General features: G+C 68.8%; 22 protein-coding genes. 7 read left to right on the forward strand and 15 right to left on the reverse strand.

Translation table 11 applies throughout. The features are described from left to right. Window positions 1–4: 4 nt before the first annotated feature. From AB0E63_RS28355 to glgC, 8 genes are read right to left on the reverse strand one after another with little or no spacing between them, the layout of a single operon-like run. Window positions 5–727 carry an alpha/beta hydrolase gene (locus AB0E63_RS28355; RefSeq protein WP_360372708.1) on the reverse strand — a complete coding sequence of 241 codons (723 nt, stop codon included), beginning with the start codon at window positions 725–727 and terminating at the stop codon, window positions 5–7. Next, window positions 720–1718, reverse strand: a complete 999-nt coding sequence (locus tag AB0E63_RS28360) for an amidohydrolase family protein (RefSeq protein WP_360372710.1) — start codon at window positions 1716–1718, stop codon at window positions 720–722. The genes AB0E63_RS28355 and AB0E63_RS28360 overlap by 8 nt, the downstream gene beginning before the upstream one ends. Next, window positions 1718–2236, reverse strand: coding sequence for a 3-hydroxyanthranilate 3,4-dioxygenase (locus AB0E63_RS28365; protein WP_360372713.1), 519 nt, complete (start codon window positions 2234–2236; stop codon window positions 1718–1720). The genes AB0E63_RS28360 and AB0E63_RS28365 overlap by 1 nt, the downstream gene beginning before the upstream one ends. Further along, a complete protein-coding gene (locus AB0E63_RS28370) occupies window positions 2236–2664 on the reverse strand; it encodes a RidA family protein (RefSeq protein WP_360372716.1) in 429 nt (142 codons plus the stop codon). The genes AB0E63_RS28365 and AB0E63_RS28370 overlap by 1 nt, the downstream gene beginning before the upstream one ends. Continuing rightward, entirely contained in the window at window positions 2661–4163 is a 1503-nt protein-coding gene (locus AB0E63_RS28375; RefSeq protein ID WP_360372719.1) for a 2-hydroxymuconic semialdehyde dehydrogenase, read from the reverse strand. Before AB0E63_RS28375 ends, AB0E63_RS28370 begins: the two co-directional genes overlap by 4 nt. Next, window positions 4160–5461, reverse strand: coding sequence for an NAD(P)/FAD-dependent oxidoreductase (locus tag AB0E63_RS28380; protein WP_360372722.1), 1302 nt, complete (start codon window positions 5459–5461; stop codon window positions 4160–4162). Before AB0E63_RS28380 ends, AB0E63_RS28375 begins: the two co-directional genes overlap by 4 nt. Then, window positions 5458–6705 carry a kynureninase gene (gene kynU / locus AB0E63_RS28385; RefSeq protein ID WP_360372724.1) on the reverse strand — a complete coding sequence of 416 codons (1248 nt, stop codon included), beginning with the start codon at window positions 6703–6705 and terminating at the stop codon, window positions 5458–5460. Before kynU ends, AB0E63_RS28380 begins: the two co-directional genes overlap by 4 nt. Further along, complete coding sequence (glgC, locus tag AB0E63_RS28390; RefSeq protein ID WP_360372727.1) at window positions 6702–7979, reverse strand: glucose-1-phosphate adenylyltransferase; 1278 nt, start codon at window positions 7977–7979, stop codon at window positions 6702–6704. Before glgC ends, kynU begins: the two co-directional genes overlap by 4 nt. A 64-nt stretch (window positions 7980–8043) precedes the next feature. Between glgC and AB0E63_RS28395 the strand changes: the two genes are divergently transcribed. The 3 genes from AB0E63_RS28395 to AB0E63_RS28405 all read left to right on the forward strand — a co-directional run bounded on the left by AB0E63_RS28395 (window position 8044) and on the right by AB0E63_RS28405 (window position 11073). After that, window positions 8044–8589 carry a GNAT family N-acetyltransferase gene (locus AB0E63_RS28395; protein ID WP_360372730.1) on the forward strand — a complete coding sequence of 182 codons (546 nt, stop codon included), beginning with the start codon at window positions 8044–8046 and terminating at the stop codon, window positions 8587–8589. 18 nt (window positions 8590–8607) lie between these two features. Next, entirely contained in the window at window positions 8608–9765 is a 1158-nt protein-coding gene (gene glgA / locus AB0E63_RS28400) for a glycogen synthase (protein ID WP_360372733.1), read from the forward strand. 69 nt (window positions 9766–9834) lie between these two features. After that, the gene (locus AB0E63_RS28405) at window positions 9835–11073 is read left to right on the forward strand and encodes a hypothetical protein (protein WP_360372735.1); all 1239 of its coding nucleotides are present in this window, start codon (window positions 9835–9837) and stop codon (window positions 11071–11073) included. Here the strand turns inward: AB0E63_RS28405 and AB0E63_RS28410 are convergent. Continuing rightward, window positions 11045–11905, reverse strand: coding sequence for a helix-turn-helix transcriptional regulator (locus AB0E63_RS28410; RefSeq protein ID WP_360372738.1), 861 nt, complete (start codon window positions 11903–11905; stop codon window positions 11045–11047). The two genes, AB0E63_RS28405 and AB0E63_RS28410, sit on opposite strands and share 29 nt — an antisense overlap. Before the next feature lie 103 nt (window positions 11906–12008). Between AB0E63_RS28410 and AB0E63_RS28415 the strand changes: the two genes are divergently transcribed. Continuing rightward, window positions 12009–12863, forward strand: coding sequence for an oxidoreductase (locus AB0E63_RS28415; RefSeq protein WP_360372740.1), 855 nt, complete (start codon window positions 12009–12011; stop codon window positions 12861–12863). A gap of 114 nt (window positions 12864–12977) precedes the next feature. On the opposite strand, the gene AB0E63_RS28420 is transcribed toward AB0E63_RS28415, so the two are convergent. After that, window positions 12978–14495, reverse strand: coding sequence for a leucyl aminopeptidase family protein (locus AB0E63_RS28420; RefSeq protein ID WP_360372743.1), 1518 nt, complete (start codon window positions 14493–14495; stop codon window positions 12978–12980). Window positions 14496–14632: 137 nt separating this feature from the next. Next, entirely contained in the window at window positions 14633–14800 is a 168-nt protein-coding gene (locus AB0E63_RS28425) for a DUF3117 domain-containing protein (RefSeq protein WP_012923066.1), read from the reverse strand. A gap of 165 nt (window positions 14801–14965) precedes the next feature. Between AB0E63_RS28425 and AB0E63_RS28430 the strand changes: the two genes are divergently transcribed. From AB0E63_RS28430 to AB0E63_RS28440, 3 genes are all read left to right on the forward strand, one after another. Beyond that, the gene (locus tag AB0E63_RS28430; protein ID WP_360372746.1) at window positions 14966–15805 is read left to right on the forward strand and encodes a PaaX family transcriptional regulator C-terminal domain-containing protein; all 840 of its coding nucleotides are present in this window, start codon (window positions 14966–14968) and stop codon (window positions 15803–15805) included. Between the two features lie 32 nt (window positions 15806–15837). After that, entirely contained in the window at window positions 15838–16629 is a 792-nt protein-coding gene (locus AB0E63_RS28435; RefSeq protein WP_360372749.1) for an enoyl-CoA hydratase-related protein, read from the forward strand. Between the two features lie 87 nt (window positions 16630–16716). Then, window positions 16717–18837, forward strand: a complete 2121-nt coding sequence (locus AB0E63_RS28440; RefSeq protein WP_360372752.1) for an alpha/beta hydrolase-fold protein — start codon at window positions 16717–16719, stop codon at window positions 18835–18837. Window positions 18838–19329: 492 nt separating this feature from the next. On the opposite strand, the gene AB0E63_RS28445 is transcribed toward AB0E63_RS28440, so the two are convergent. The 4 genes from AB0E63_RS28445 to AB0E63_RS28460 form a co-directional block, all read right to left on the reverse strand. Then, a complete protein-coding gene (locus tag AB0E63_RS28445) occupies window positions 19330–19890 on the reverse strand; it encodes a DNA-3-methyladenine glycosylase I (protein ID WP_360372755.1) in 561 nt (186 codons plus the stop codon). Continuing rightward, complete coding sequence (locus tag AB0E63_RS28450; RefSeq protein ID WP_360372757.1) at window positions 19887–20366, reverse strand: SRPBCC family protein; 480 nt, start codon at window positions 20364–20366, stop codon at window positions 19887–19889. The genes AB0E63_RS28445 and AB0E63_RS28450 overlap by 4 nt, the downstream gene beginning before the upstream one ends. 12 nt (window positions 20367–20378) lie before the next feature. Beyond that, window positions 20379–23273 carry a DivIVA domain-containing protein gene (locus AB0E63_RS28455; protein ID WP_360372794.1) on the reverse strand — a complete coding sequence of 965 codons (2895 nt, stop codon included), beginning with the start codon at window positions 23271–23273 and terminating at the stop codon, window positions 20379–20381. 96 nt (window positions 23274–23369) lie between these two features. Beyond that, window positions 23370–24239: a TIGR00730 family Rossman fold protein gene (locus AB0E63_RS28460; RefSeq protein WP_360372759.1), complete on the reverse strand. Its 870-nt coding sequence runs from the start codon at window positions 24237–24239 to the stop codon at window positions 23370–23372. Window positions 24240–24302: the final 63 nt, after the last annotated feature.

The following is a 24302-nucleotide window of genomic DNA, read 5'->3' on the forward strand; positions in this document are numbered from 1 at the left end:
ATGCTCAGCTTGTCAGTCGGGTGAGTTCGGTGGTGACCTCGTGCCAGGAGTCGCTCAGAGGGTCTATGAGGTCGTAGTGGCCGGCGTGTTCTACGCGGATCAGGCGGGCGGTGGGGTGGGCGGTGAAGTAGGACTCGGTCAGGGTGATCGGGACGCGGGTGTCGGCGGTGCCGTGGATGAGGGCGACCCGGGCGATCGGGGCGGGCAGGTGCGCCGGGTCGAGGTCGTTGCGTACGCCGCTGCCGATGAAGTCCTGTACGGCGCCGTCGTCGAGGCCGAGGCGGTCAGCCATCAGCAGGTCGGCCACCGGGGCCAGCGCGATCAGGCCGCGGAGGCGAACCGGGTTCAGCGTAGACGCGGCCCACAAGGCGAGTTGCCCCCCTGCGGAGTGGCCGATCATCACGTAGCCGGCGTGGACGTCGACCAGGTCGGGCAGCGCGTCGAGCGCCGTACGGACGTCCGACGTCGTGACATCGGGATCACCGGGCTCGCGGCGGTACTCCAGGGACAGCACGGGCCAGCCGAGGTCGGCCAGCGCTTCACCGAGCGGGCGAGCATGCGTCCGGTCGTACTCCGGCCGCCAGAAACCACCGTGCACGAACACGACCAGCGGCCGGTACTCCTTCGCGTGCCAGTAGTCGATCACCTGGTCCGCGTGGTCGCCGTACCGGAGCTCCTCGTCGGGCTCGCGCGCTTCACGCGACAGTACCGATCGGTCTTCACTCATCAGACCTCCCGAGATAGCGCAATGCGTTCCCGGACAGCAGCTTGTGCTGCTGGTCCGCGGTCAGGAAACCGGCCTTCCGTACCACCTCCCCGACCGGCCGCTCACCCAGTGGATAGGGATAATCACTGCCGACCAGAACGCGGTCTTCCCCCAAGGTATCGACAAGTAGCCGTAAAGGCGCTGATTCAAACACGACCGTGTCGACGAAGAACCGGTCCAGATAGTGCGATGGTGGGTGCTCGGAGCAACCACGGACGATGTCGCCGCGCCGGTGCCAGGCGTTCTCCAGCCGCCCGAGCCAGAACGCGAAACTCCCGCCACCGTGAGCGAAACAGATCCGCAGGGACGGCGGCAGCGCGTCGAAGGCACCCCCGAGGATCATCGCGAGTACAGACAGATGGGTCTCGGCCGGCATCCCGGTCAGCCAGCGAGCCATCCAGCGGTCCAGCCGTGGACCGCCGGGCATGTCCCACGGATGCACCAGCACCGGCGTCCCGGTCTCGGCGCAGTGGTTGAGGAAGGCAACGATTCCGGGGTCGTCGAGATCCTTGTCGCCAACGTGGTTGCCGATCTCGACGCCCACATGTCCGGCGGCCCGGCAGCGATCCAGCTCGGCACACGCAGCGTCCGGATCCTGCAACGGCACCTGGCAGAACGGCACGAAACGGCTGTCCCCGGCGAGCGTCTCCAGAGTGAGATCGTTGAAGATCCTGGCCAGCTTGACCGCCTGATCAGCCGGCCGGTCGTACCCGAAGAACACCGGCGTCGGCGACACCACCTGTACGTCGATGCCGTCGGCATCCATGTCCGCACGCCGGGTCGCCGGATCCCAAGCCGGTGGGCCGATCGGGCGGAACTCGGTCGAGCCGACCATGATCATCGCGGCCCGCTCGGAGTCGATCCGCAACCACGGCCAGCCGTCCCCACCGCACGCGACCGAGAGATCCGGCCACCCCTTCGGCACTAGGTGGGTGTGGACATCAACAGCCATCAGCCCTTACCCGGGTGCACAGTGCCGCAGTCGGGGCAGGTACGGGCGTCCTCGCTCTCGTAGAAGGCCTTGAACACCGGCGGCAGGTCGGCGACGATGTCGGTCACCTGGAGCTCGACCTCGTGCACGATCGCGTTGCAGTTCTCGCAGTACCAGCGGAACTTCTCCAGCACCCCGGGCTCACGAACACGCTCCATCACCAGGCCGATCGACTCCGGACCGCGCTGCGGCGAGTGCGGCATGTTCCGCGGCAGCACCCACATCTCACCCTCGTTGATGTCGACCCTGGCCGGCCCGTCGTCGGTCATCACATTGACGTGCAGGTGTCCCTTGATCTGGTAGAAGAACTCCTCGTACGGGTCGACGTGGAAGTCGGTCCGCTGGTTCGGCCCGCCGACCACCATGGTGATGAAGTCGTCCCCGGTCGGGAACATCTGCTTGTTGCCGACCGGGGGCTTCAGCAGGTGCTTGTTCTCCTCGATCCACTGCGGAAAGTTCGTCGACTCCAGATTGACCATCACTCGCTCCTTTGCGGGCTGTGTTCTTTTGGAACGGCCGCCACGGCCTGGATTTCGATCAGCAGCTGGGGATGCGGCAGCTGATGAACTGCGACGGTCGTCCGGCTCGGCCCGGACTCGTCGAAGAATTCGCCGTACACCTCGTTGTACCCGCCGAAGTCGTTCATCGACACCAGGTACGTCGTCACGCTGACAAGGTCCTCGAGTCCCGCCCCCACGGCCGCCAGGATGTCCGCGATGTTCGCCAGCACCGCGCGCGTCTGCTCCCGGATGTCCAGCGAGACCGTCCCCGATGAGTCCACCGAAGCCCCGGCGATCGTGTTGTCCGGCCGCCGGCTCGATGTCCCCGAAACGAACGCGAACCCGCCGCTGACCTTCACATGCGGAAACCGCCCCCGCGGCACCGCCTTCCCCGGTACGACGGTCATGTGAGCTCCACGCAGACGTTGGTCGGCTCGGAGTAGAAGTCCAGCGAGTGCCGACCGCCCTCGCGCCCGACCCCCGACAACTTCATGCCACCAAAGGGTGTCCGCAGATCGCGGAGGAACCAGGTGTTGACCCAAACAATGCCAACGTCCAGGGCTGGGCCGGCGCGGTGGGCGCGGCCGACGTCACGCGTCCAGACCGTTGCTGCCAGCCCATAATCGGACCCGTTGGCGAGCGCGTACGCCTCCTCCTCGGTGTCGAACGGAGCGATGTGGCAGATCGGCCCGAAGATCTCCTCCGTGTTCGTCCGCGCGTCCGGCGGCAGCCCAGTGACGACAGTTGGTTGCACGTAGCAGCCACCGTCACGGGCGTCACCGAACGACGGTACGCCGCCACCCGCGAGTACCTCGGCTCCCTCGGTCCGCGCGAGGTCGTAGTACGACAGAACCTTGTCGCGGTGTTGTTTGGAGATCAGCGGCATGTTCATGGTCGCCTCGTCGGCAGGCCACCCGTAGGTCAGCTCGGACGCCCGCGCGGCCAAGCGCTCGACGAACTCCGTGAAGACAGGGCGTTCGACGTACAAGCGTTCGGTGCACAGGCAGACCTGGCCGCCGTTGGTGAAGACCGAACGTACCGATCCCTCGACGGCCGCATCCAGCGACGCGTCGGCGAAGACCAGCCCGGCGTTCTTCCCACCGAGCTCGAACGAGACGGCCTTGACCCGGTCCGCCGCGACCTTGGCGATCGCCGTACCGGTCGCGGACTCGCCCGTGAACGTGATCGCATCCACGCCCGGATGCCGGGTCAGGTACTCCCCCGCCGACGACGGGCCGAACCCGTGCACGAGGTTGAAGACGCCGGGCGGTACGCCGGCCTCCGCCATCACCTCGGCCAGCACGGTCGCCGACGCCGGCGTCTCTTCGGACGGCTTGACGATCACAGCGTTGCCGCAGGCAAGCGCCGGCGCGACCTTCCAGGTCAGCAGCAGCAACGGCAGGTTCCACGGTACGACGATCGCCACCACGCCGACGGGTTTCCGGACCGCGTAGTTCAACGCCCGCCGCCCGTCGGGCAACACGGTCGTATACGACTCGGTCGGCGCCGTCGTCGCGAAGTCGGCGAAGGCCCGGAAGTTGGCTGCCCCGCGCGGGATGTCCAGCGTCCGCGCCTGACTGATCGACTTGCCGGTATCGCCCACCTCGGCCGCGACCAGGTCGTCGAACCGCCGTTCCAGCCCGTCCGCGACGCGGCGCAGAACCGCCGCCCGCTCCTGCTCGCTGAGACGTCCCCAAGGCCCGCGCAAAGCCGCCCGGGCCGCGCTCACCGCCGCGTCCACCGTCGCCGCGTCAGCCTCACACACGTCGAAGATCTGCTCCCCCGTCACCGGCGAGATCTTCGCGAACGTCGACGCGCTCTCCACGAAGTCTCCGTCGACGAAGTGCCGCAACAATCCGACCGAGTTGGGTTGCCCGGTCAGCAACTCAGGTGTCCACAAGCTCATCGCCGGCCCCACTTTCGCGCCAACCCGAGGAGTACACCGGCCGCGGCGACCGCTCCCAGGCCCAGCACCTGGTGCTGCCGCTTCACCCGCTCCTGCACCTCCGCGTACGGCGTGGTGGAGAACGACACGAGCTCGTAGCGGGACACGTACCGGCCGGGTAGCAACCGCTCCAGGGCGTGTTCGACGCGCTTGGTCAGCCGGAAGACCGGGGACGCCACCTTGTCGCGCATCTCGATGAAATTGGCCAGCGCCATGCCGGCGATGGCCTCGGTGTTCTCGCGGCGGCGTGCCTCGAACAACGGCAGCGCCCGGGCCCACGAGCCGCCGGTGTCGTCGAGGCACCGGTCCAGCTCGACCACGTCCTCGAAGGCGCAGTTGGCGCCCTGGCCGTAGAACGGGACGATCGCGTGGGCAGCGTCTCCGAGCAACGCCGTACGCCCGTGAGCCTGCCAGGGCAACGTGTGGACGGTGCCGAGCACGCCGACCGGGTTGTGCAGATAGTCGTCGACGAGATCCGGTGCCAACGGCAACAGATCCGGGTAGTTCACCCGGAAGTGCTCTTCGATCCCGGCAGCGTCCGTCAACGCATCGAAGGACCCGGCCGGCCAGAACAGCGTGCAGGTGAAGGATCGATCCGGGTTCGGCAGCGCGATCATCATCGAGGTCCCGCGCGGCCAGATGTGAAGCGCGCCCGGATCGAGTGCGAAATCGCCGGCTACGGCAGGGATCGAGAGCTCCTTGTAGCCGTAGTCGAGGAAGTCGACGTCCTCGGCAACGACACCTTCGGCAAGCAATTGCTCACGGACCGCGGAGCCGGCTCCGTCCGCACCGAGCACCACGTCAGCCGAAGCCGACACCTTGCCCGATGGCGTGGCGAAGACCATCCGCCCGGCCTGCGAGTCCAGCTCCACCAGCCGATGCTCGAAGACGACGCTGACTCCGGGGGCATCCGAAGCCGCCGACAGCAAGGCGTTGTTCAGTGCGCCCCGGCTGATCGAGTTGATCGCCCGATCGCCGGACGCCGAGTAGGCCTGGAAGTCCAGTGGCCCGGCGACCGGATGGATCATCCGCCCCTTCATCGGTAAGGCGTCCGCCATCACCTGGTCGACCAGGCCGATCCGCCGCAACGCATCCAGTCCGCGCTCGGAGATCGCCAGGTTGATCGACCGGCCGCGTTCCGCCGTACCGATGCGGGGATCCGGGCGACGCTCGTACAACGTCACCTGCAGTCCACGCCGGGCCAGGAAACACGCCAGCAGACTTCCGGTCAGCCCTGCCCCGACGATCGCGACCTTCATGCCGGCACCACCTCAGCCAGAGCGGACGCGGCGCGCCAGCAGTCGTGGTACGTCGAGTACAGCGGCACCGGTGCAAGCCGCAGTACGTCGGGCTCCCGCGCATCCGCGATCACGCCGTGCTCGAACCGCAACCGCCGCGCCAAGTCACCCGCCCGCATCCCATCGACCTTCAAGGACAACTGAGCTCCCCGTCGCGCAGGGTCGGACGGCGTGATCACCCGGAAGGGACAGCCGTTGGCCAAGAGCTTCTCCAGGTACGCCGTCAGCCGCAGACTGCGCTCCCGCAGGACCCCGATGCCGACCTTGTCGAAGATCTCCAGCGACGTCCGGACCGGGCTCATCGAGAAGATCGGCGGGTTCGACACCTGCCAGGCGTCCGCGGACGCGGGCGGCCGCGACTCGGGTGTCATCTCGAACCGGGTCGACGGGTCGGTGCTCCACCAGCCCTCGAACCGCGGGAGGTCCCCACCGACGTGCCGCTCGTGCACAAAAGCACCCGCGAGCGCGCCCGGCCCCGAGTTGAGGTACTTGTACGAACACCACGCCGCGAAGTCCACACCCCAATCGTGCAACGCCAACGGGACATTTCCGGCCGCGTGCGCGAGATCCCAGCCGACGATCGCCCCGGCCGCGTGACCGGCCTTGGTGATCGTGGGGATGTCCATCAGCTCGCCGGTCAGGTAGTTCACGCCGCCCAGGAGGACCAGGGCCACGTCGCCACCCAGTTGCTCGACGACGTCCGCCGTACGCAGGGAGTCTTCGCCGGGCCGGGGCCGCAGGCGGATGATCGCGTCCTCGGCGTCGTACCCGTGGAAACGAGCCTGGGAGCGGACGGCGTAGCTGTCGGAGGGGAAGGCGGAGTCCTCGATCACGATCCGGTGCCGCGAGCGGGTCGGGCGGTAGAACGACACCATCAGCAGGTGCAGGTTGACGGTGAGCGAGTTCATCACGACGGTCTCACTCGGCAGCGCACCGACCAGGCGCGCCGCGGGACCGGTCAGCAGCTCGTGGTACGGCAGCCAGGGCCGCTCGGCGTCCAGGTGCCCCTCAACGCCGAGGGCAGCCCACACGTCCAGGTCCTCGAGCAGCTCGATCCGGGTCGCGCGCGGGCGCAGACCGAGCGAGTTGCCGGCGAAGTAAGCCACCTCGGGGTAGTCGCCACCCTGCGCCGGCGGTACGTCGAACAGTTCGCGGTGCCCCGGATCCGTGGCATCGAGCTCCAATGCCTCAGTCTCCGTGCTCACGCCTTGGCAACCTCGTCTTCTGACTCGTCGGACGGGGCAGCGGCCTTCGGCGGATCGATCACCTGGCCCTTGCCGAGCACGGTGACGCCGCCCTTGGAGACGGTGAAGCCGCGTTCGCGGTCGTGATCCGGGTCGACGCCGATCTCGACGCCGTCCGGCACGATCACGTTCTTGTCCAGGATGACGTTCTTCAGGACGGCGTTCGCACCGATCTTGCAGTTGTCCATGATCACCGCGCGCTCGATGAACGCGCCGGCGCTGACGATCACGTTGGAGCCGAGCACCGAGTGCTCCACGGTCGCACCGGACACGATCGAGCCCTGGCAGACGATCGACTCGCCGACGGTCGCGTCGTCGGTGAACTTCGCGCCCGGCAACTGCGGGTGCGAGGTGAAGATCGGCCAGTCGGAGTTGTAGAGGTTGAACACCGGCTGGATCGAGACCAGGTCCATGTGCGCCTCGTGGTACGAGTCCAGTGACCCGACGTCGCGCCAGTACGAGCGATCGCGGTCCAACGCGCCCGGTACGTCGTTGTCCTTGAAGTCGTAGACACCGGCCTTGCCCTCGGCAACCAGCATCGGGACGATGTCGCCGCCCATGTCGTGCCGGGACGCCGGGTTGGCGGCGTCCTTGCGCAGCGCCTCCACCAGGACGTCGGCGCTGAACACGTAGTTGCCCATCGAGGCGAACGTCTCGTCCGGCGAGTCCGGCAGGCCCGGCGGGTCGGCCGGCTTCTCCAGGAACTCCTCGATCGAGTGCCCGTCCGGGCCGGTCTTGATCACGCCGAACTCGGTCGCCTCGACCCGTGGCACCCGGATCCCGGCCACGGTCACGCCGTTCCCGCGCTCGAGGTGCGCCTGCACCATCTGGGAGGCGTCCATCCGGTAGACGTGGTCGGCACCGAACACCACGATCACATCGGGCTTGTGGTCGTTGATCAGGTTCATCGACTGGTAGATCGCGTCCGCGCTGCCCTGGTACCACTGCGGGCCGAGCCGCTGCTGGGCCGGTACACAGGTGACGAAGTTGCCCAGCAGTGTCGACATCCGCCAGGTGAGCGTGACATGCCGGTCGAGCGAGTGCGACTTGTACTGCGTCAGGACACAGAGGTTCCGGTAGCCGGCATTGACCAGGTTGGACAGCACGAAATCGATCAGGCGATAACTGCCTCCGAACGGGACGGCCGGTTTGGCCCGGTCCCCGGTCAGCGGCATCAGCCGCTTGCCCTCACCGCCGGCCAGCACGATTCCGAGAACTCTGGGCGCCTTTGCCATGTCCGCACCTTAGCTCCGGATCCCCGGGGGCATAAGCGCTTGCGAGTGTCGCGACACTGTAAAGATGCCGATCCTTGTCGTACCGTCCACTGCTGTTCACCGTGGGTTCCTGGCCGCTTGGGACGAGGCCGGGCCGCAGGAGGAGCGGTGGATGGGCGCGCGGTCGGTGGCCGGTCCCGAGGAGGAGTGGACCCGGCAGCAGGCGGCCGATCCGGCCGAGTTCGCCCGGATGGTAGAGGTGATCAGGACCGAGGCGGAACCGGAGACCGAGCTGCCGGCCGGGATCGTGCACCAGACCGTGCTCTGGTTCGTCGACGGCGTCGAGTGGCTCGGCCGGCTGTCCATCCGGCACGACCTCACCGCCGCCCTGACCGAGGTCGGCGGCCACATCGGGTACTACGTGCGCCCGTCGGCCCGGCGCCGGGGGTACGCGACCCAGATGCTGACCCAGTCACTACCGATCGCGGCGGCTCTCGGCATCGACCCGGCGCTGGTGACCTGCGACACCGGCAACGTCGCCTCGCGCAAGGTGATCGAGGCGGCCGGCGGCGAATTGGAAGACGAACGACACGGAAAGCTGCGGTTCTGGGTGCCGACAGAGCTCAGATGATGTCCTAAGGTCGGCTGCATGAAGGTCGCCATCCTGACGCGTGAGTTTCCTCCGGATGTGTACGGCGGGGCAGGGGTGCACGTGGACTTCCTGGTCCGCGAGCTGCGCCGGCTGATCGACGTGGACGTGCATTGCATGGGCGAGCCCCGGCAGGGCGCGACCGCGCACTCCGAGGACGACCCACGGATGCCGAACGCGAACGCGGCGCTGCGCATCCTGTCCACGGACCTCACGATGACGGCGGCGGTCGGCGACGCACAGCTCGTGCACTCCCACACCTGGTACGCGAACATGGCCGGCCACTGGGCCAAGCTCCTGTACGACGTCCCGCATGTGGTGACCGCGCACTCGCTGGAGCCGCGCCGCCCGTGGAAGGCCGAGCAGCTCGGCGGTGGCTACCGGCTGTCCGGCTGGGCCGAGCAGACAGCGTACGAGGCGGCCGACGCCGTCGTCGCGGTGAGCCGGGGGATGCGCGACGACGTCCTGGCCTGCTACCCGTCGATCGACCCGGCCAAGGTGCACGTGATCTCGAACGGGATCGACGCCGACTTCTACCGCCCGGACCCGAAGACCACGGTGCTCGAGCGGCTCGGGGTCGACCTGAACCGCCCGTACGTGACGTTCGTCGGCCGGATCACCCGGCAGAAGGGTGTCCCGCACCTGCTCCGGGCCGGTCTGCGGCTGGATCCGTCGGTGCAGCTCGTACTGCTGGCCGGCGCGGCCGACACAGTCGAGCTGAAGGCCGAGACCGATGCGCTGATCGACGACCTCAAGGCTGCCCGCGACGGCGTGTTCGTGGTCTCCGAGATGCTGCCGCGCGAGGAGGTCCGGCAGGTGCTGACGCACGCGCTGGCGTTCTGCTGCCCGTCGATCTACGAGCCGCTCGGCATCGTCAACCTGGAGGCGATGGCGTGCGAGACGGCCGTCGTGGCCAGTGCGGTCGGCGGTATCCCCGAGGTGGTCGACGACGGCGCGACCGGCATCCTCGTCCCGTACGACGAGAATGACATCGACACCTTCGAGCGCGGTCTGGCCGCGGGGATCAACGCGCTGGTCGACGACCCGGCCAAAGCCGAGGCGATGGGCAAGGCCGGCCGGGAGCGCGCAGTCTCGCAATTCGGCTGGGACGCCGTCGCGGATCGGACCGTGCAGCTGTACAACAGCCTGCTCGGGTAGGGAAAACCCCACCTCCGCCCGGGGGTTCGCACCATCGTCCAGGCGGCGGCCTGGAGGTTGGGTTGAGGCATGACTTCTCGCCTGACCAGGACGGTCGCCGCCACCCTCGCCACCGCAGCCCTGCTCGCCTTCCCGCTCTCGGCGTACGCCTCGGTCACCGAGCCGACGCTGTCCGAGGCTGCCGTCACCAGCATGCACGCGGTGCGGGGTGCCCTCGTGTCCGCGGTCCCGGTCGCCACTCTGACGGCCGCTCAGTTGGACGCCGCCGCGGCCGACTTCCCCGATGCCCCACCGGCTCGGTACGGCGTCACGGTGTACCGCTTGATCTACCGCACGATCGACCACAACGGCCGGCCGACCACCGCGAGCGGCATCGTCGTGCTTCCCGACGGGCGCCGGGGCGCGCTCACGGTCGCGGAGTACCTGCACGGCACCAACGCGACCAAGGCCTACGCGGCGTCCCTGGACGACACCTCGACGGATCGCCTGGTGACCGCGCTCTTCGCCGGCGCGGGCCTGGTCGGCGTCGCGCCCGACTACCTGGGCCTCGGGCTCGGTCCGGGACTGCACCCGTACATCGACACCAAGACCGAGACCACCGCGTCCGCGGACCTGTTGCTTGCGGCCCGGACCTTCGCGGCCAAGCACGGGGTCACGCTCAAGCGGGACGTCCTGGTCACGGGGTTCTCGCAGGGCGGCCGAGCCTCGCTCGCTCTCGGGCGGGCGCTGAGCCGCGGCGAGGCCGGGCCGTTCCGGCTCGGTGCGCTGCAGGCCGTCGCCGGACCGTACGACCTGCTCGGCAGCGAACTGCCGGCAACCTTCGACGGCGGTGTCGCGCCCGCAACCGCGGCGTTCTACCTGGCGTACTTCGTCACGGCCTTGAACCGGACGGTTGGCCTGTACGACGACCCGCGCGAGGCCTTCCAGGAGCCGTACGCCGACACCGTCGAGGGACTGTTCGACGGAACGCACCCTGATGAGGAGATCGTCACCAAGCTGCCGGACTCACCGGAGAAGCTGTTCACACCGAAGTTCGCTGAGCGGCTGAAGCACCCCACCGGCCGCTTCCTGCGGGCCTTGCGCGCTGCTGACCAGATCTGCCACGACTGGACTCCGCGCGTACCGGTCCATTTCTACAGCGGCACGAAGGACACCGACGTCGTCGCCGCCAACGCGGACTCCTGCGCGACCTCGCTGCGGGCCCGCGGTGCCAAGGTCACCGTCCACTCGATGGGCGCGGTCGACCACTTCGGCACGGCGTTCGCGGCGTTCCCGCAGATCATTCGGGCCTTCGGTCGGTGGGCTTGATGGTCCGCTCAGGAACCTCGTCGGCGGTGAGGCTCCCCAGTAACGCGAGCGACTCGACGTCGCGGGACCCCGGCACGGCATGGAAGACGACCAGAGTGATGTTGTCGGTGCCACCAATCGTGAGCTTGTCCGAGCGGAGGTCGAGGTCACCGACGGCGGGATGGGTCAGCTGGCTCAACCGGCCGCGCCTCGGACGCACGTCGTGCCGCGCCCACAGCTGCCGGAACCGGTCGCTGCGCAGCGACAGATCTCCGACCAGCTCCTTCAGGCGCGGGTCGTGCACATCAGGCCCAAGCTCGGTGCGGAGGATCGCGACGCCTTCCTCGGTCAGGTCGTCCCAGTCCCGGCGGAGCTCCTGTTCCCTGGGATCGAGTAGGACGGCGGAGAGGAGATTCACGCCGACGGCATAGTTCGGGGACAACGCCGCGCACAACGCGTTGACCGCGAGGACATCGGTGTACTTGTTCTGCACGTAGGCAGGGTTGTTCGGCCAGCCGTCGATCAGCTCCAGGATGCTGTCCGGCACCTGCGCCCGCGGCCTCGGGGCGACGTGCGGGCGCTCCTGGGCGAGCCCGATCAGGTACGCCGTCGCGTCCGGGTCCAGCCGCAGTACGTCGGCCAGTGCCTCGAGCACCTGCACGGAAGGGTTGCGGTCACGGCCCTGCTCCAGCCGGAGGTAGTAGTCCGAGCTGATCCCGGCCAGCATCGCGACCTCTTCACGCCGCAGCCCCGGCACCCGCCGCAGCCCGACACGCCGGAGGCCGACGTCCTCGGGCTTGACCTGCTCGCGCCGGGCGCGGAGGAACTCACCCAGAGCGTTCGTGCTCTCCATGGCTTCCACGGTAGTCGGAGCGACGCTGCGGTGACTGGGTCCTGTCACTACCAGGAACAACGGGGTACTCCCTGTCGGCGCGGACCCGACGAACAGTGGAGACATGACCAACAAGACCATCACCCTCGCCGACGACCTGACCATCACCCGGATGGGGTACGGCGCGATGCAACTCGCCGGCCCGGGCGTCTTCGGCCCACCGAAGGACCATGACCAGGCGATCGCCGTACTGCGGGAGGCCGTGGAGCTCGGCATCACCCACATCGACACCAGCGACTTCTACGGCCCGACCGTGGTCAACGAGCTCATCAAGGAGGCGCTGTACCCGTACCCGGCGGACTTGCACCTGGTCACCAAGGTCGGCGCCCGCCGCGGCGACGACGGGTCCTGGATCCACGCGCTCGAGCCGGACGACCTGAAGTCCCAGGTGCACGAGAACCTCGAGCACCTCGGGCTGGACGTGCTCGACGTCGTCAACCTGCGGACGGCCGCGCACGACGGCGGTAGCGAGGACTCGATCGCCGAGTCGTTCACCGCGCTGGCCGAGCTGCAGCAGGAGGGCCTGATCCGGCATCTCGGCCTGAGCGGCGTCACCATCACCCAGATCCGCGAGGCGCAGGCCATCGCGCCGGTTGTCACCGTCCAGAACCTCTACAACCTGGTCCGGCGCCAGGACGACGACGTCGTCGACTACTGCGCCGAGCACGACATCGCCTTCGCCTCGTTCTTCCCGCTCGGTGGCTTCAGCCCACTCCAGTCCGAGACCCTCGCCAAGGTTGCCGCTCGCCTGAACGCGACCCCGCAGCAGGTCGCCCTCGCCTGGCTCCTCCAGCGCTCCTCCACCAGCATCGTCATCCCCGGCACCTCGTCGGTCGCCCACCTCCGCGAGAACATCGCAGCCGCCGACCTGACCCTCCCGGCCGACGCCGTAGCCGAACTCAACGCAATCGGCGCCTGATGACGAAGATCGGCTTCATCGGACTCGGCGACAAGAGCTCGGCCGTCGTCGGCCGAGCCATCGCCGGTGCGGAAGGCCTGGCCGACCTCACCGCGCTGGTGCTCGGGGACTGACCTATCCGATGCCGGAGGTCGGCGTGTCGGAGGTCAGCCAGGTGGTGAGGAGGCGGGCGCCGGCGCCGGTGGCACCGATGGAGTACTCGAAGCGGTCGGCGGGAGACTCCGCGATCGACGACAGGTCGAGGTGGGCCCACGGGATGTCGCCGGTGAAGGCCTTCAGGAACAGTGCGGCAGTGATGGAGCCCGGGCCCTTCGAGCTGTTGACCGAGTCGGCGATCGGGGTCGCGATCAGCTCTTCGTACTCCGCGGGCAGCGGCATCCGCCACAGTTCCTCACCGGAGACCCGACCGGCATCGGCGAGGTTGTCCGCAAGTGCGTCATCGGTCGCGAACAGTCCGCCGTACAGCATCGACCCGAGCGACACCTTGATCGCGCCGGTCAGCGTGGCGATGTCGACGAGCACGTCCGGCTTGAGCTCCTGCACGGCGTACGCGAGTCCGTCGGCCATCACCAGCCGGCCCTCGGCGTCGGTGTTCTTCACCTCGGTGGTGCGGCCGCCGTAATGCCGGATCACGTCGTCCGGGCGGTACGACGTACCGGACGGCATGTTCTCGGCCGAGCAGATCAGGCCCGTCACCTTCACCTGGGCGCCGAGCTCGCGCAGCGCCGACATGGTCGCGATCACCGAGCCGCCGCCGGTCATGTCGCGCTTCATCGACACCATGCCCTCGCGCGGCTTCAGCGACAGGCCGCCGGTGTCGTACGTGATGCCCTTGCCGACCAGGACGACGTACGGCGTGTCCTTGGTGTCACCGTCCGGCACATAGTCCAGCCGGATGAACCGCGGCGGCCGGGTCGATCCCTGGCCGACCGCGAGGATGCCGCCGAACCCGTCGGCGGCCAGCTTCTTCTCGTCCCAGACCGTCACCTCGAGACCGGTGGACGCGGCGAGCTCGGTGGCGCGGGCGGCCATCCACGCGGGGTCCTTCTCGTTCGACGGGGTGATCGCGAACTGCCGGGCCAGCCAGCCCGTCCGCCCGATCACGACGCCACGGTCCAGCACCGGCTGCCGCGCCGCCTCCGAGCCGTCGGTCAGGGTGAGGCGGGTCAGCACCGGCTCGCCCGGGTCGACCGTCTTGAGGGTGTAGCTGAACGATCCCAGGACGACGCCCTCCACGAACGCCTGCAGCGTCGCGTCATCGATGCCCTCGGCAACGACCGTGGTGAGCTCGTCCTTGCCGCGACCGAACCGGGAGATCGCCGCCCCGGCGTGTCGCAGGTCCTTCGCACTACCGTCACCGGCACCGACCAGCAGGATCTCAGTCGCCTCGCCGGTCAGCAGCGGGTACGTCGCCGTCGTGCCGGCTGCTGCGGTGAAGCCGGTGGCCTGCTGTGCCTCGAGCAGTCGGCCGAGATCGACACCGAGGCGCTCACCGGCGTCCTTCGCGGCGGCCGGCAGACCGCCCTCGCCGACCACGATCACCCAGGTCGGGGCACCGTGCACCGGCAGACCTGGCTGCCAGACCACGGCCGGAAGAGTCGGGAACGCGAACGTGCTGCTGCGGCGAGCCACTAGGACGACCTCACTGGAGTTTGATCAAAGGGAGTTGTGCCGGGCCAACCGTAACGACCCCGGCCGGTGCCGAAAAATGGCACCCACCGGGGTCGGAATCATTGGCAGAGGTGCGAGGGCACCCCGGGAGGATCCGGTCAGCCGACGACTGCTTTGAGCGCGTTACCGAGCTCGGTCGCTTCGTCCGCGTTCAACTCGACGACGAGCCGGCCGCCGCCCTCGAGCGGAACCCGCATCACGATCCCCCGGCCCTCCTTGGTGACCTCGAGCGGACCATCGCCCGTCCGCGGCTTCATCGCCGCCATGCGCGCACCCCTTCCCAGTGTCGGTGTTGAGCGACGACACCGCGCGGGAACCGTCGTCGGCGCCGTTGCGGTGATGCGCCGTCGGCGCGTATCGCAGTGTGTATCGGACCCCATTATTCCCGATCACAGGCCAGAGCCGTGCACCATACGGCAGACTCAAGTCTTGTGCACGCCCGTTCAGCCCTTTTCGACCTGTACGGCGACCACCTGCGCGCCCGTGGTGCGCAGGCCCCGGTCGCGGCCCTGGTCCGGTTGCTCGCGCCGCTCGGCGTCCATCCGCCGGCGGTGCGCACCGCGGTCTCCCGGATGGTCCGGCAGGGCTGGCTGGAGCCTGTCCGGCTCGACGGCCAGCCCGGCTACGCCCTGACCTCCCGGGCGCGTCGCCGGCTCGACGACGCGGCCGCCCGGATCTACCGCACCGCCCCCGACGGGACCCCGATCGGCACCGGTGCCGAGGGCTCCGAGGGTTCCGGCGACTGGGACCGGCACTGGCATCTGGGCATCCTCCGCGAGGTGCCGAACGCGCGCCGCCGCGAGCAACTGGCGAGCCAACTCGCCTTTCTGGGTTGGGCTCCGCTGTCCGACGGCGCCTGGGTCGGACTGCGGAACGATGCCGAGGTGGACCAGATCCTCGGCGTGGAAGGAATCGCCGCGGACCGGTTCCGCGCACCGGTCGACTCCCAGGCGGTCGAGTTCGCCCGCCGGGTCTGGCGGCTGGACGAGCTCGGCGCGTCGTACGACGCCTGGCTGATCGAGGCCAAGGCGCTGGTGGACGCTGCCGGCGATGACATGACCACTGACACGACCGACGAGCAGGCGTTCGCGGTCCGGTCCCAGCTGGTGCACGAATGGCGCAAGTTCTTGTTCCGGGATCCGGGGCTGCCGGCCGAGCTGCTGCCCGCCGACTGGGCCGGCACCCGGGCCGCCGCCTTCTTCGATTTCCACGCCGAACGACTGAGCCCCGCGGCCGGGCGTTTCGTCGACGACTGCCTGACGCCGCACTGAAAATCTCACCGAATGTCAAGGAGCTGACCACGATGAGTGACTCCGTCGCCTACGCCGTTGCCGACGGCGTGGCCACCATCACGCTGAACCGGCCGGACGCGATGAACTCGCTCGACACGCCGACCAAGGTCCTGCTCCGCGACACCGTCCAGGCCGCCGCCGAGGACGACGCCGTACGGGTCGTCGTCCTGACCGGGACCGGCCGGGCGTTCTGCGTCGGTCAGGACCTGAAGGAGCACATCGGGCTGCTCCAGGCGAACGACACCGACGCGCTGTGGAGCACGGTGCCGGACCACTACGCTCCGATCGCGCTCGCGCTGGCCGAGATGCCGAAGCCGGTGATCGCGGCGGTGAACGGGGTCGCGGCCGGCGCCGGCGCGTCGATGGCGTTCGCGTGCGACTTCCGGGTGGTGGCGGACACGGCCGGCTTCAACCTTGCGTTCACCGGCATTGCGCTGTCCTGCGACACCGGCATCTCGTGGACCCTCCCCCGTCTGATCGGGCATGCCAAGGCCGTCGAGCTCCTCTACTTCCCCCGCACCATCCCGGCCGCCGAGGCCCTCGACCTCGGCCTGGCGACCTCGGTCGTTCCTGCCGACGAGTTCTTGTCGGCTGTCTCCGACCTGGCCGGCAAGCTCGCCGCCGGGCCGACGGTCGCGTACGGCGCGGTCCGCCAGTCGCTCGGGTACTCGGCGACCCACACGCTGGCCGAGTCCCTCGTCTTCGAGGCCGGCAAGATGCAACTCACCGGCGACACCGAGGACCACCACAACGCGGTCGCCTCCTTCGTCGCGAAGCAGAAGCCAACCTTCAACGGCCGGTAGCCGTACCCGCTCCGTCGTCGCTCGACCTGCGTGGCTGCCTGCTTCCAGCTCTTGTAATCGTTTACGTAAGCGATTACAACCTGACATGTGAGGAAACTGCTGCTGCCTGCCGCCCTGACGGTCGCCACGCTGGTTGGGAGTCTTGTCGTGCCTGGTTCGAGTGCTCAGCCGACTGCCGAGCCCGGAGTGATCAGCCCCGCCGGCGTGCGGTCGGCCACCCTCGGCGAGGACATCAACTACAACGTCTATCTCCCCGCCGGGTACGCCGACTCGTCGCGGCGCTACCCGGTCCTCTATCTCCTGCACGGGCGCGGCGACTCGATGGCGGCCTGGACCCAGGTGAAGAGCCGGCTCGACGAGCTGATCGGGTCCGGCGAGATCCCGCCGACGATCGCGATCATGCCGGACGCACCGTGGAGCAGCCGCGCCAGCTGGTACGTCGACTCCGCGTATCGGGGCGCGGATCCCGGCCGGCCGGTCGAGACGGCGTTCTTCCGCGATCTGATCCCGCACGTGGACGCGTTGTACCGGACGATCGCGGATCGCACCGGGCGCGCGATCGCCGGGTACTCGATGGGCGGGTCGGGCGCTCTGCGCTACGCGCTGGCCCATCCGGAGATCTTCGGCGCGTCGATCGCACTCAGCCCGGCGGTGTACTTCCCGTTGCCACCGGCGGACTCGAGCACCCGGGAATTCGGTGCCTTCGGCAAGGGGAAGGATCCGTTCTCGGAGGCGACGTACCTGCGGTTGAACTGGCCGGCCGCGTTGAAGTCGTTCGCGGCCACCGGACTGCGGTCGCACCTCTACATCGCGGTCGGCGACGACGAGTACAAGAACCCGAACGCGATCGACGCGACCCACGACCTCGACTTCGAGGCGCACGTCGTGTTCAACCAGGCGGTCCGGGTGCCGACGCTGACCTCGGAGTTCCGGGTCATCGACGGCGGGCACGACTGGGACGTCTGGGGGCCGACGTTCGCCGAAGGAGCGAAGTACATCTTCCAGTACATCGGGAAGCCGCCGGCCGTGCCGATGAACGCGATCATCACCGGTACAGCGGGCGAGGACCGGGCCGGCGGAATCGCAACTGATGCCTCAGGCAACGTTTATCAAGCGATCGCGGTCGAGGGATCGCTGGACGGTCTGTCGTACGCAGGCGCGAAGGACGTCGCGCTGATCAAGACCCGCGCGGACGGGACACGGGAGTGGACGCGGTCGCTCGGGACCGCTGGGACAGAACGCCCGTACGGCGTTGCCGTCGATGCTGAGGGACGTGTTGTGGTGACCAGGTACACCACAGGTGATCTCGACGGCTCGCATGCGGGGAACGCTTCGGACGATGCGTTCGTGGCACAGTTCGACGCTGATGGGAATCGCCGTTGGTTGACGCAGCTCGGCGTACCTGGGGTCGCGGATCGGAGCTACTCGATCGCTGTCGACGGGTCGGACATCTATGTCGGTGGCTACACGAAGGGCTCGCTGGGCGGCACGAACCAAGGCGACAAGGATGTCTTCCTCGCCCGGCTCGACGCCGATGGTCGGCAGGTCTGGCTGCGGCAGGCCGGGAGTACGGGCAAGGACAAGGGGATGGCGATCGCGGTCTCCGGTGGCGCTGTCTACGTCGCCGGAATGACGGCCGGCTCCCTCGGTACGCCGGCCGGCGGGATCGACGGATTCGTCGCGCGGTACTCATCCTCCGGCGAGCCGGTGTGGATGAAGCAGTTCGGCACTCCCGCGTCCGACGAGGCCTGGGCGCTGGCTGCTGATCCGGCGGGTGGCGTTTACCTGACCGGCTACACCGCCGGCGACTTCTCCGGTTCGCTGGCCGGCGACAAGGACTTCATCGTCGCCCGCGTCGACGGCGACGGCGTACTGACCTGGCGGGACCAATTCGGTACGAGCGGCAACGACAAGGGCGCCGCACTCGCGGTCGACGACTCAGGCAACCTCTACGTCGCGGGCTTCACCGACGGAGCTCTCGAAACTCCCCTCGGCAAGTTCGACGCGGTCCTCACGAAGTACTCCGCCGACCACGCCCGAACGTGGACCCGCCAGTTCGGCACCCCCAACGACGACGCCGCCGACCCCTTCGCCGAAGCCAACCTCTACCTCACTACAACCCCCACCCGGATCGACCTCTCCGGCCTGACCAACACCGACACCTTCCACACCACCTACACCCCCACCGGCACCAACGAGACCCCTTAGGACGTTGGTGCCGCCGCCCAGGTAAGGGCTCATGCAGCTCTAAAGGTCGAGGGACCCATAAACGTTGGTGGGCCCCCCGACCGCGTTCCGGCCGGGCGAGTCACGGCCGGACAACCACCTGACAGCCGGGGGTGCCCGGAGAACACCTCATCACGTTAAGTACCCAAAGCACAACTCGTTCAGCCGTTTGTGTTTCACCCATTTTCACCATCCCCGAGCACCCCTTGCAGATGCACATTCCACCTGCACGTGCAGGTGCTTCACGCACCCAAAAACCACCCACCAACACGTCCCGATCGGGCCCCAAACAACCACCTGAACCACCCACCAGGACCAGTCCACAACGCATCCCCACCCCGCCCACCACGGATCAGCGAGCAGTGCAGGCCAGCCCTACCTGCGAATCGCCCCCAACCAGCTAGCTCAGGTCAGCGGGCGATGCAGGTGCTCGCCAGCCCTCCTGCACTTCTCTTCCTCAACAACCGACCGGCATCAGCGGGCGATGCAGGTTGAGAGGTGGTCGTTGACTATGCCTGTTGCCTGCATCAACGCGTACGCGGTGGTCGGCCCCACGAACACGAAACCCTTCTTCTTCAAGGCCTTCGACATGGCAACGGACTCCGGCGTCGTCGCAGGCACATCGCCCAGCGTCTTCGGTGCTTTGTGCTCGGCAGGCCGGAACGACCACAGCAGCTCGGTGAACTCACCCTCGTCGAGCTCGAGCAACGCCCGCGCGTTGTTGATCGTCGCGTTGACCTTGAGCCGGTTGCGAACGATACCGGGATCCGCCATTAACCGATCGAAATCGGCAACGTCGTACTTCGCGATGATCGCCGGATCGACGTGCGCGAACGCGGCCCGGAAGTTCTCCCGCTTCCGCAGGATCGTGATCCACGACAACCCCGACTGGAACCCCTCCAACGTCATCCGCTCGAACAGCGCGACGTCGTCCCGAATCTCCTTGCCCCACTCGTTGTCGTGATACTCGACGTACTCCGGCGCCGAGGTCGCCCACCCGCACCGCGGCTGCCCGTCCGCCCCGATCACCGTCATCCCGCCACCTCCCGCACCAGCCGCCGCAACGAAACCCGCATCAGCCACTCGAACCCCGGCCGAACCACCGCCCACGCAACCACCCCCACCCGCCCTAACGGCGGCACAACATCCTCCGCCCAAGTAAACGTGCACCCACCAGCCCCCACACCCGCAGAGGGCGTCGTGGAGGAGGTCGGGGTGATGGTGAAGGTGCCGGTGCCGCGGACTAGTTTGCCCAGGTGTTTCACCGTGCATTCGCGCGGTGGGTCCCAGTGTGTGATGACCATGTCGTCAGTGAACCCGATGGCACCGACAGAAGTTCGGGCCGCGACGCCGCCGCCCACGCCAGTACCGTCCTGGTCGGTTGCCCAGACGCGGGTGAGCAGCATCCAGCGTGACTGCCGATCCCAATCCATTACGACATCCCACGCGGTCTGCGGGTCGAGGTCCAGCTCGATCGACGCCTCCGCGTGGCACCTGCCCTCGGAATCCATCACCCGAGTAGATCAGTTGGGACGCTGATAAGCACCCTCACCAGGCGGCGAGCTGTGCCGCCCGGGCGTACTGTCGCCTGCCGGGTCGCCCGGGTCCGTCGGCTGCCCGTTCCCCGCGTGGTCGTTCCCCGACTGGACCGGCCACACCGGCGCCACCTGCTGATCCGCCGGCGGCCAGAACTGCCATCCCTGCCCCTCCTGCTGCGCAGCCTCATACGGATAACCAGCCTGCCCCTCCGGCCGCTCGGAGCCAGCCTGCTGCTCCTCCTGGTAGGCAGGCGACTCCTGCTGGTCGTCGAGCTGCTGCTGGTCCTGCTGGTAGCCGGGCTGATGCTGCCGCGGCTCCTGCTCGTAGGCGGGCTGCTGGTGCGTTTGCTGGTAGGCCGGCTGCTGCGCGGTCTGCTGCTCCTGCTCGTACGTCGCCTGGTCGTAGATCGGATGCTCGGCGGTCGGCGGTTCCTCCTCGTCGAGCGGTTGCTGCTCTTGTTGGAAACTGGGCTGCGCAGCCTGTTGTTGCGAGGGCTGCTGGGCGGGCGCCTGCGCGGATGCGGCCGGTCGCTCCTGCCAAGGGGCCTGCTGAGTGGGTGGCTGTGAAGTCGAGTCAGACGGCTGCTGCCACTGGGGCTGCTGGACAGGCGGCTGCGGGGATGGGTCCGACGGCTGCTGCCACTGCGGTGCCTGCTCGGCCAACACCCAGTGCGGGGTAGGCGTGGGCTGCGCGCCAACAGAAGATGCGGACGGCTGGGGCCAGTCGGCTGCAGCCGAAGCCTGCGGATCCACGCCCGACTGCGGCTCGCGAGCGAACTGCTGCGCTGGGTTCTCGTACTGCTGGGCGGGCCTGGACTCTGCCGAGTGCTGCTGCCCGGGCGACTGCTGCACGGGGTTCTCGTACTGCTGGGCGGGGCTGGACTCTGCCTGGTGCTGCTGCACGGACGACTGCTGCTCCGCCGGGGGTTGCTGAGCTCGTGCCTGCTGCGTCGGTGCCTGGTGGTCCGCGGAGTACTGCTGAGCTGGTGACTGCTGCTCTGCCGAGGGTTGCTGCGCCGCTGGCTGCTGGCCCGTGGAGTACTGGTGAACCGGGGGCTGGTGGTCAGCCGGGGGCTGCGGGTTCATGGAGAACCGGAGTGCGGGCTGGGGCTGAGCGGAGGCGGACTCCGTCGGCGGCTGCGGCTGGGCGGAGGCCGTCGGCGGCTGCGGCTGCGGCTGGGCGGAGGCCGTTGGTGGCTGCTGCGTCTGGAGGTGCGGATCCGCGGGGAGCGGCTGGTTTGCGGGGAACTGCGAGGTGGCGGGTTGCGACCGGGCGGGGCTGGACTCCCCGCGGGGCTGCGCCTGTACGGGGTTGGACTCAGCCTGCTCGTGTGCTGTGAACGGCTGCTGCGCCGAGAGCTGCTGCAGTCGAATCTGCGCCTGCGCGGGGGGCTGCTCGTCGGCCTGGGGTTGTTGTAGGCGGATTTGCGGGGCCAGCGGGGGTGGCTGATCTGTGGGGAACTGGAGGGTTGGGGATTGCGGCTGGGTGGGGGCGGAGTCTGGGTGGGGGCGGTCTTGCAGTTGTACGGACAACTGCTGCTGGGGAGGTGCTGAGTGCGACTGGACGTCTGTGGCGGGCGCAGACGGCTGGAACCAGGGCTCGGATGCGGGCTGCTGGGGCTCGTAGGTATCGGCCTGGGGGTGCTGGGGTGAGTACGCCTGCTGCTCCGGCTGCTGGGAGTACGCCTCGGGTTGCGCGGGCGTGTCGGCCTCAGGCAGCTGGGGTGTGTAGGCGTCGGGGTGCCGCTGCGAATAGGGCTCGGGCTGCTGGAGTGCGTCAGCGCTGGGCTGCTGGTGGGCGCCGGCCTGAGGTGGCTCAGGCGAGTAGTCCTCGGGCTGCTGGGGTGAGGAGGTCGGCGGGGGACGGTGCGGGGTGGTGGGTTGGGATTGGGCTTCGAGCATGGCGCGGGCTTCGGCTTGGAGGCGCTCGTACTCGTTGGCGGCTGCTGAGTGGCTGGCGGGGACCTCGCGGGTGTCCGGGTCGTCGTCCTCGGCGGGCGAGGCGGTGCCGGGCTCGGTGGGTCGCTGGCCGGCGGCGGACTGCTCCACGCCTGACTGCTCGACCGCGGGCTGCTCGGCAGTGAGCGGGTCGGCGGGCGCCTCGGCTACGGCCGGTTGCTCGGCGGTGATCGGCTCAGAGGCATCGGTGGGCGCCGAGTGGGCCTGGCCGGGCGAGGTGAACGCGGCGCCGGGCGAGGTGGACGCGGCGCCGGGCGACGTTGAGGCAGCGCCGGGCGAGGCTGAGGCCGCACCGGGCGAGGTCGAGCCGGGGGTGGGTGAGGTCGAGCCAGGGCTGGGGGCAGACGAATCAGCGCCGGCTGAGGTCGAGGCAGCGGCAGCGGCAGCCGAAGCAGCGGCGGCAGCAGCGGCGGCAGCAGGTGAGGAGGCGGCAGCAGCGGCGGCTGCAGGTGAGGAGGCGGCAGCAGCGTCGGCCGACGGGGCGCCAGCGCCTGAGTCAGGTGAGGGACCGGGCTCCGGGGCAGTGGAGTCTGGGAAGTTGCCGCCGACGAGGATCGGTTTCTGGGTGCCGGTGTCGTCGAAGTCGGCAGGGTCGTAGGTGCTCCGGGACGTGAACCCAGCACCGTCCGGGGCGTCCACGATCGGGGCGACCGCGCGTTCGAGGTCGGCGATCCGGCGGTCGCGTTCGGCGACCTCCTTGGCGACGCGCTCGAGCAGCGTGTCGACCTCGTCCATCCGGTAGCCGCGCAGCCCGACGGCGAACCTGGCCGACTCGATGTCGGTGGAGGTGAGCGCCTGCCGGGCCGGGACGGTCATGTCGGGCCGGTCGTCGTACGCCGTACCCATGGCACCCCAACGACCCGAGGCCACTACCGCGACAGCCCCGATCAACAGCACCACGATCAGCCCGAAGAACCACATCACGGGACCGATCGTGCCATGCCGACGAAGTCACCCGCACAGTCGGAGCCCGATTCGGCCGAGAGCGGAGCGTCGGCAGGCCACAACAGAACCGCGTCAGCTCCCGTCGGATCCCAGGCGGTGCGCCTCACGCCGCGCCCGGGCCTCCGGGCTGTCCGCCTCCGCAACCTCGCGCGCGGCCTCCGCGGCAGCCTCCTCCGCGGCCGCGTCGGCGAGCTCACCGGCCTTGACGATGTAGCTGATCGCCTCGTCCACGTCATCGGTGATCGTGAACATTTCCAGGTCGGCGGCCGAGATCTTCCCGTCCGCGAGCATCGTGTCCCGCAGCCAGGACGCCAGGCCGCCCCAGTACGACGTACCGAACAGGACGACCGGGAACGACGTGACCTTCCGCGTCTGCGCCAGCGTGAGCGCCTCGAACAGCTCGTCCAGCGTGCCGAACCCGCCCGGCATCACCACGAACCCCTGCGCGTACTTCACGAACATCGTCTTGCGGGTGAAGAAGTACCGGAAGTTCATCCCGATGTCGACCCACTCGTTCAGGCCGTTCTCGAAGGGCAGTTCGATCCCCAGGCCGACCGACACCCCGCCGGCCTCCGATGCGCCCTTGTTCGCCGCCTCCATCACGCCCGGTCCGCCGCCGGTGATCACGGCGTACCCGGCCTGGACGAGCTTGCGGCCGGTCTCCTCCGCGGCGGCGTACATCGGATCGTCCGGCTTGGTCCGCGCCGAGCCGAACACGCTGATCGCCGGCCCGAGTTCGGCGAGCATGCCGAAACCCTCGATGAACTCCGACTGGATCCGCAGTACCCGCCACGGGTCGGTGTGCACCCAGTCCGACGGTCCGCGGCTGTCCAGCAGCCGCTGCTCGGAGGTGGATTGCTGCACCTGGTTGCGCCGCATCACGACCGGTCCGCGCTGCTGCTGGCCGATCGGGCGGTCGGGGTGGATCCCGGCTTCTTCCATACCTCTAGATTAGTGCGGACATTCCGGACAGGCCCGCCGACGCGAGGCCCGCCACGAGGAGTA

Origin of the sequence: Kribbella sp. NPDC026596 (assembly GCF_040638415.1) — a bacterium.
Lineage (GTDB): Bacteria > Actinomycetota > Actinomycetes > Propionibacteriales > Kribbellaceae > Kribbella.